Origin of the sequence: Candidatus Magnetobacterium casense (assembly GCF_019173545.1) — a bacterium.
In the GTDB taxonomy this organism is placed as follows: Bacteria; Nitrospirota; Thermodesulfovibrionia; order Thermodesulfovibrionales; family Magnetobacteriaceae; genus Magnetobacterium; species Magnetobacterium cryptolimnobacter.
This window is the reverse complement of sequence record NZ_JABXWD010000163.1, coordinates 1-7,574: the sequence shown is the minus strand read 5'-3', so window position 1 is coordinate 7,574 and position 7,574 is coordinate 1. Positions and strand designations below refer to the sequence as shown.

Annotated in this window: 4 protein-coding genes; all 4 read right to left on the bottom strand. The window is 47.7% G+C overall.

The genetic code is table 11. The annotated features are described in order from the left end of the window. Nucleotides 1-502: 502 nt before the first annotated feature. Nucleotides 503-790: a hypothetical protein gene (locus HWQ67_RS09860; protein WP_218252520.1), complete on the bottom strand. Its 288-nt coding sequence runs from the start codon at nucleotides 788-790 to the stop codon at nucleotides 503-505. Nucleotides 791-800: 10 nt separating this feature from the next. Further along, nucleotides 801-1,910, bottom strand: a complete 1,110-nt coding sequence (locus tag HWQ67_RS09855) for a hybrid sensor histidine kinase/response regulator (protein ID WP_218252519.1) — start codon at nucleotides 1,908-1,910, stop codon at nucleotides 801-803. Further along, entirely contained in the window at nucleotides 1,907-6,511 is a 4,605-nt protein-coding gene (locus HWQ67_RS09850; RefSeq protein WP_218252518.1) for a response regulator, read from the bottom strand. The genes HWQ67_RS09855 and HWQ67_RS09850 overlap by 4 nt, the downstream gene beginning before the upstream one ends. A gap of 17 nt (nucleotides 6,512-6,528) precedes the next feature. After that, a partial coding sequence (locus tag HWQ67_RS09845) for a hybrid sensor histidine kinase/response regulator (protein WP_218252517.1) occupies nucleotides 6,529-7,574 on the bottom strand: 1,046 nt, incomplete at its 5' end.

Here is a 7,574-nt window from a genome sequence, read left to right as displayed (position 1 = left end):
CATGTGGGTAACTCAACTTAAGGTTAGCGACCAACGGGAGCGGGTAGTACAATCTACCGACTTATCCTTTTATAGGCTTTCCCTTGCAAACAATAGAGATTAAAGGCAACATGACAAGGCTTATAATTTCTCTTCCCCTATTGCCCATAGGTGGGTGTTGTTAATCCTACCCACTCACTTTGAGAAAGAGCCAGAAAATATATCCTCAAGGGACGACTTATAATAAGCCCTGAGTGCGATTCAACGAAAAAAGAGGTTAAACTTTTTTATACCGTTCACAGAGCCGGTAGACAAGACAAGGAATTCAAACGCATCCTGAAGCTCATCAAAATTGGCGGCAAGATTTTAATTGTTATGGAAAAATCACGATAGCCGACACCGAGGCAACTGCTGCGGCAATGGTGGCGCACTCCTACGTCATTATGGAGTAGCAGCCCCCCTGCCGATTCCGTGGATTGCATACGCCCTGCCCCTGCCGGAGACCGGCAGTCCGCCGCCGAACCTACATCTTGAGCATGTCTGAATCGTCATCCGGCAATAGCTCCTTTACCTCCCTGCACTTTGCCATGGTCTCCTGTATGCCCAGCTCTATCACCTGGATCATCTCACAGGCAAGCAGTTGAGTCCAGTCTACGAGGTTGCAGTACTGTTCGGTGGTCTCCGTCTGCAACGATATAGACACCTTGGCCTGTGCCTGACGCACTGCATGTTTGGCGCTGGAAACCAGATTCTCAACATGCTGAAGGGTATCCCCCAGCTCCTTTAATGACTCTGCAAGTTTTGTGTCCATAATCGCCCTCCTAAAGCTCTATCCTAAACTCGGCTCCAACGTTAGTGTTTCTTGCCGTCAGTTTTCCGCCCATATCGGTTTCGATAAACTGTTGCGCTATATACAGCCCAAGACCCGTGCCTGACTTAGGCCCCTTGCTCGTGTGATATGGCTCAAATATCTTTTCGATCAGAGGCTCACTGATACCGCCTCCGTTGTCCTGGACAATGATGACCGGTCTGTTGTGTGCGGTCAACAGACAGATGTTGAGCTGTCTGTCTGTCTGCCGGTTTTCCAGGAGGGCATCACGTGCATTATTGATTATCTGCGACAGGGCCTCAATCAGCTTGGTACGACAACCCGTTAGCGTGTGATTGTCTCTGATGTCTACCTTTACCACTATGCAACAGTCTTTGAGCGCTTCGCCAAGGAGTACCAGGACATTGTCTATTACCCCTGAAAGCTCAAATACTACATCCGTCTCAGACCGGGGCACAGAGGCCATAAACAACTCTATAGTGCCCGACATCTTTTGAACCACACTCATTGACTGTTGTATGAATTCATCCAGAAATGCCTTGTCCATTGTGCCTTCCTCATAAGCAATCTCGATATTTTGAATCAACAGACCAATTTCGTTGAGCGGATTTCTCCAGTGGTGTGCGATGTTCTTAAACAGTCCGTTTATAGCGGCAAGCCTGATCTTAAAGACGTTACAGCGCATGTACTCTTCCTCGTACTTTATTGCCGTGCATACATTAAGCAGGACGTCCAATAATTGAGCGTTGTTAATGGGCTTCGTTATAAACTTATCAACGCCGATATTTATCAACTCAAGCAGGTAATCGGCATCGCTGTAGGCAGAGGTGACCAGGATTGGCTGCTTTCTGTTAATCGCCTTGATCTCCCCGGCCAACCTGATGCCGTCACACATGGGCATCTTGATATCCGTGATGACAATGTCGTATCTGTCCTTCTTGTACAACTCCAATGCCTCCATGCCATTACAGGCCGTATCCACCTTTTTGAAAAACTCCATGTAAAACTTGCCATATTCAAATCGTATATTGTCTTCGTCCTCGACGTACAGGACCCTCAACGATTTGGCTAACTCTCTCAACAGCATGATATTTATCTTCATGCGGATTCATTCTCCCGATTCAACTGCTTTGGCAGTTTTATGCTTATGCAGGCGCCATCATCAACGTTTGAAACCTCGATATGACCCTTTAGATTGTCATCTATGATTACCTTGCAAATGTACAGACCCAGTCCGGTCCCCTTTGCCTCACCCTTGGTAGAAAAGTATTGTCTGAATACGTCCCCGAGCACATAGTCAGAAAACCCCCCTCCGTTGTCCGTCACCCTAACGTAGATGTAGTCATCGTCTTGGGTTTCGATTATGGTTATATGCGGATTGGCTACGTTGCGTTCTTTTACGGCCTCCAGGGAGTTTGAGAATATGTTCAGAAAGACCTGCATCAGCTCGTTAGGATACGTCTGAAACACAGACGATACCTTCCTGTCATAGTTTATCTGCACGTGGTTGTCCCGCAAGGGAATGGCTATGATATTTAAGCTCTTTTCTATAACATCGTGCAACAACACAGGTTCAAGCCTCTTGTTTGTCTTGTAAAAGTTTCTGAAGTCGTTGATGGTTTCAGATAAGAATGCGACGTGATTCTCTATCTTGTCAAACCCCTCGCTGATGTCATCTTCCGATACCCTCGATAGTGCCATCTTTACCTTTAACGTAGCAATTATGGCATTAATCGTGGCCAGGGGTTGTCGCCACTGATGCGCTATGAGACTCAACATCTCACCCATCTGAGCCTGCCTCATCTTCATCAGAAACAACCTGTCCTTGTTTTTTTGTTCCGTGATATCCCGTCCTACTATTATTATTACCGTGCTGTTGTCAATGACGCTTGTGCAACTGGAAAGAGACACCAACATGGCAACCTTTGTACCGTTCTTTGTATGATATATTACCTCATCGGTGCGTTGATTGAGGTCAAGATGACAGATGATATCAAATTTTTTCCCGATCAGCTCCTGTTCATCGTACCCCATCAGGGTGCAGGTGGCCATGTTTACAGCCTCTATGACTGCCTCCTGCGTGACCACGATGAGCGTGTCCTGCATGGAATTGATGATGTTACTGTAGTAGTCCTTCTGGGAGCGAAGGAGTTGTCCCTGAAGCTCTTTCAGTTCCGTGTTGGCCTTTGTCAACTGTTGCACCAACTGCCTCTCTTTCTGCATTTGTCGCTTGAGCGTCAGGTGATTTTTCACTCTCAACCTCACTACGTCCGGATTGACAGGCTTGGAGATATAATCGACGGCACCTAAATTCAGACCTATTGCCTCATCGTCCCTCTGGTCCATAGACGTCAAAAAGATAACCGGCACGTCAACCAATGAGGGGTCTCCCTTGAACCGACGACACAGTTCGTAGCCGCTGACTTCAGGCATTATGATATCAAGCAGGATCAGGTCCGGTTTGACCGACAAGGCTATCTCAAAGGCATCCCTGGCGTTAGTGGCAAAGTACGTCGTGTAGGCATCTTGTAAGGCATCATTGGTTATCTCAATATTTGACAGTGCGTCATCAACTATAAGTATCTTTTCTTTTTCGGCGACGTTTAACGACTCCGCAAGGGTTTTCACAATCAGCATGGCCCCCTTAAAGTCCAGTTTGTTGATATGGCTGCCCAGCTCATCGACCTCTTTTTCACTTGAGACTGACACCAGAGACGAACGATTCTCAGCGAAATACTTCCTCACCTGCATGGAGTTATGTTGCAACAACTGTTGCAAGTGTAAGATAATTGCACCGAGTTCATTGACCTCACCGGAGACATCCGCCTTAACCGGTTCCCTTTCACGTACCAGCGCCTCCAATGTACGTGCCGATTCAAAGACCGTGTGGAGCTCCCTTGTCATTCTTTTCATGCATCCTGGAATCTCTCCGGAGTCTTCTTTTTTTAAGAGGTCTTCAAGCTCCCTGACAACATTAACCAGCGCCGTTGCCGATATATTAGACGCCATGCCCTTAAGACCATGTACCAGGTCACTAGCGCTATTGTAATCCCTTCCCCTAAGCGCTGCCTCTATGTCATCGACAATACCGGCATTGGCGTTTTTGAAGTCTATAATGACCTTTTGGAGTAGTTTTCTCTTGCCGCCAAGCCTCTTAAGCCCTGAGACCACATCAATGCCAGGGAGGTCATCCACCGGCAAGTATTCCTCATGCTGCAACGGTGCAGGCCCCTCCTCAGGGAGCCCCGAAATGTCATTAAAAATTGCCGTTGGCGGTATCCACTTCAGCAACGTGTCGCAGAGGTCCTTGATGTCTATCGGCTTGGATATGTGGTCGTTCATCCCTGCCGCATAACATTTCTCCTGCTCTTCCTTCATCACGTGGGCAGTCATTGCAATTATTGGCAGCTCGTCCCCGGACAGTTTCTCTCTGATCTTCCGGGTGGCCTCAAGGCCGTCCATTTGTGGCATCTGTATGTCCATCAGGACGGCGCCATATTTTTCCCTGGCCATCTCTACGGCGCTCACCGCCTCCAGGCCGTTGTTGGCTATATCAACAACAAACCCGGCGTCCGTCAAGAGTTCAAAGGCAACCTGTTGATTTACGTAATGGTCCTCCACAAGCAACAAGCGCGCCCCCTTTATGGTTGACAACCTTTTAGTGTCAGACTTGCCGTTGTCATGACGCCTTACCTGATGCCTTGTATCCTTGCCAAAGGCCTCAAGTATCGTGTTAAACAGCATGGATTTCTTGAGAGGCTTTGTGAGGAATGTCCTTATGCCAAGCTCCCTGGACATTTGTCTGACATCGTCATTGCCGTGGGCTGTCACCATAATTATGATCGGCGGGTTGGTTATTTTAGGGTCAGAGAGTATATGTCTTGTTGTCTCAATGCCGTTGAGCCCCGGCATCTTGTGATCGATAAGTAACAACCTGTATTGCTGCTGCCCCGTTGACATTTCACAAGAGCGCCTCAATTGCTCTATGGCCGCCATGCCGCAATCAACGGTTGTCACATACATGGTAAAGCCCTCCAGTATATCCTTTAATATCTCGCGGGCACTTTCGTTGTCGTCAACCACCATGACCTTCATCCCGACAAGGTCGTGGGGCATCAGATAAGTTGTCCCTGGTGGTTGTCGGTAGGCAGTTTTTATGGTAAATGTAAACTCGCTTCCTTTGCCGTATTCGCTTTTTGCACTGATTTCGCCATTCATCAGCTCTATCAGTTTCCTGCATATACTCAACCCAAGTCCGGTACCACCATACCTTCTTGTTGTCGAGCTGTCGGCCTGTGAAAACGGTTTGAACAGATTTGGCATTACATCAGGCTTTATACCAATCCCGGTATCTTTGACGGAAAAACCCAGGGTGACCTCTTTATCGTCTGTATCAATGACCTTGATGGCCAGTATAATCTCTCCATGTTCGGTGAACTTAATCGCATTATTGAGCAGATTGGTGATCACCTGGGTTATTCTCAAGGGGTCGCCGGTGAGCAGGAACGGCACGTCCTTGTCTATGGAGAGCATTATCTCCACACCCTTTTCCTCCGCCTTGATGGCCAGCATGTTGACTATGTTATCCAGGACGCTGTTGAGGTCAAAGTCAACAATGTCCAGTTCCAATCTGCCGGCCTCTATCTTTGAGAGGTCGAGCAGATCGTTAATGAGCAACAACAGCGAATTTGACGATGACTGTATCTTATTGACGTAGTCTCTTTGTTTTGCCGATAGTTCGGTTTGCAGCATCAAACGCCCAAGACCAACAATGCCGTTTATCGGTGTACGGATTTCATGGCTCATGTTGGCAAGAAACTCGCTCTTTGCACGATTGGCACTATCGGCCTCCCGCATTGCCGTCATTAACCTGGTCTCAATCATCCGGCGTTGAGTGATATCCTCTCCGGCCCCCATGAGTGCGGTGATTTTACCATTTTTGTCGTACAGTGGTGTTACGTGCCAGTAAATTAGTCGTTCGGAGCCGTCCTTTGCAAGGACATAGTTCTCATGGAAATCAAGCGTCACCCTACCTGCCAGGGAATCATTAAAAGAGCTTCTGTCCGACTCACGCTTATGCCCGGGGATACAGAGATCAAACCAGTCCTTGCCAATGAGTTCGTTTTCGTGGTAGCCAAGGATATCACACCCCTTCCTGTTAATGAGCGAAAGCCTGTGGTCTGAATTTACGACCACTATTATGACACCCGCCATGTCAAGGTATCTCTGTGCCGTTTCCTTTTCGCTTCTTAAGGCGTCCTCCAGTTTTTTCCTGTCGGTGATATCCCAAAGTATGCCAAGCATACCAATAACAACGCCATTGTCATCACGGACGGGGGAGAGTACCGTATGGATGACAGATTCCATGCCATTTTTCACGTAGGACTCATCAAAACTCTCGGCAATCCCTGATTGCATGATACGGGCATCGTTGTCGAGGAATCGTTCTGCCAGGTGCTTGGGGAAGAAGTCAAATGCTGTCCTGCCTATCACATCGGCAGGTTTGAGATTGAAGTCGGATGCAAATGCCTGGTTGACTGCGACGTAGACGAAGTCCCTGTTTTTATAAAACACCTTCTGCGGGATATTGTTCAGCAGGAGTCGGTATTTTTCTTCGCTCTGGATGAAGCATTTTTCAAAATGTTCTCGCTCCCTGATTGCTCGTTGAAGGGCTTCGTTGAGTTCTTGCAGTTGTGTTTCCATTGGCTGTTTACATATCCCTAAAGCTCTATCCTGAACTCAGCTCCACCGTCAGTGTTTCTTGCCGTCAGTCCTCCGCCCATATCGAGCTCGATAAACTGTCGCGCTATATACAGTCCAAGCCCCGTGCCTGACTTAGGCCCCTTACTTGTTTGATATGGTTCAAATATCTTTTCGAGCAGAGGCTCACTGATACCGCCTCCGTTGTCTTGGACAGTGATGACCGGTCTGTTTTGTGCGGTCAACAGGCAGATGTTGATCTGTCTGTCTGTCTGTCGGTTTTCCATGAGGGCATCCCGTGCATTATTGATTATCTGCGACAGGGCCTCAATCAGCTTTGTACGGCACCCCGTTAGCGTGTGATTTTCGACGACGTCTACTTTCACCTCTATGCAACAGTCTTTGAGTGTTTCGCCAAGGAGTACCAGGACAGTGCCTATCGCCTCTGCAATGTCAAATGTCACATCGTCAGACTCCGCCTTCGGTACGGAGGCCAGAAACAACTCTATCGTCCCCGACATCTTTTGCACCACTGACATGGAACGGTCTATGAAATCATCCAGGAACTTTCTATCCAACACCCCTTCATCATAGACAAAATCTATGTTTTGAATCAACAGTCCGACCTCGTTGAGCGGATTTCTCCAGTGGTGTGCAATGTTCTTAAACAGCTCGTTTATTGCGGCAAGCCTGATCTTAAAGACGTTACACCGCATGTACTCTTCCTCGTACTTTATTGCCGTGCACACCTTAAGCAGGACGTCCAATAACTGCTCGTTGTTTATGGGCTTTGTTATAAACTTGTCAATCCCTATGTTTATCAGCTCAAGCAGGTACTCGGAGTCATTGTAGGCAGATGTAACCAGGATTGGCTGCTTTCTGTTAATCAGCTTGATCTCCCTGGCCAACCTGATGCCATCAAACATGGGCATCTTGATATCCGTGATGACTATGTCGTACCTGTCCCTCTTGTACAACTCAAGGGCTTCCTTGCCGTCACGGGCAACATCGACACTTTTGAAAAACTTCATATAAAACTTACTGTATTCACTCCTCATATCATCCT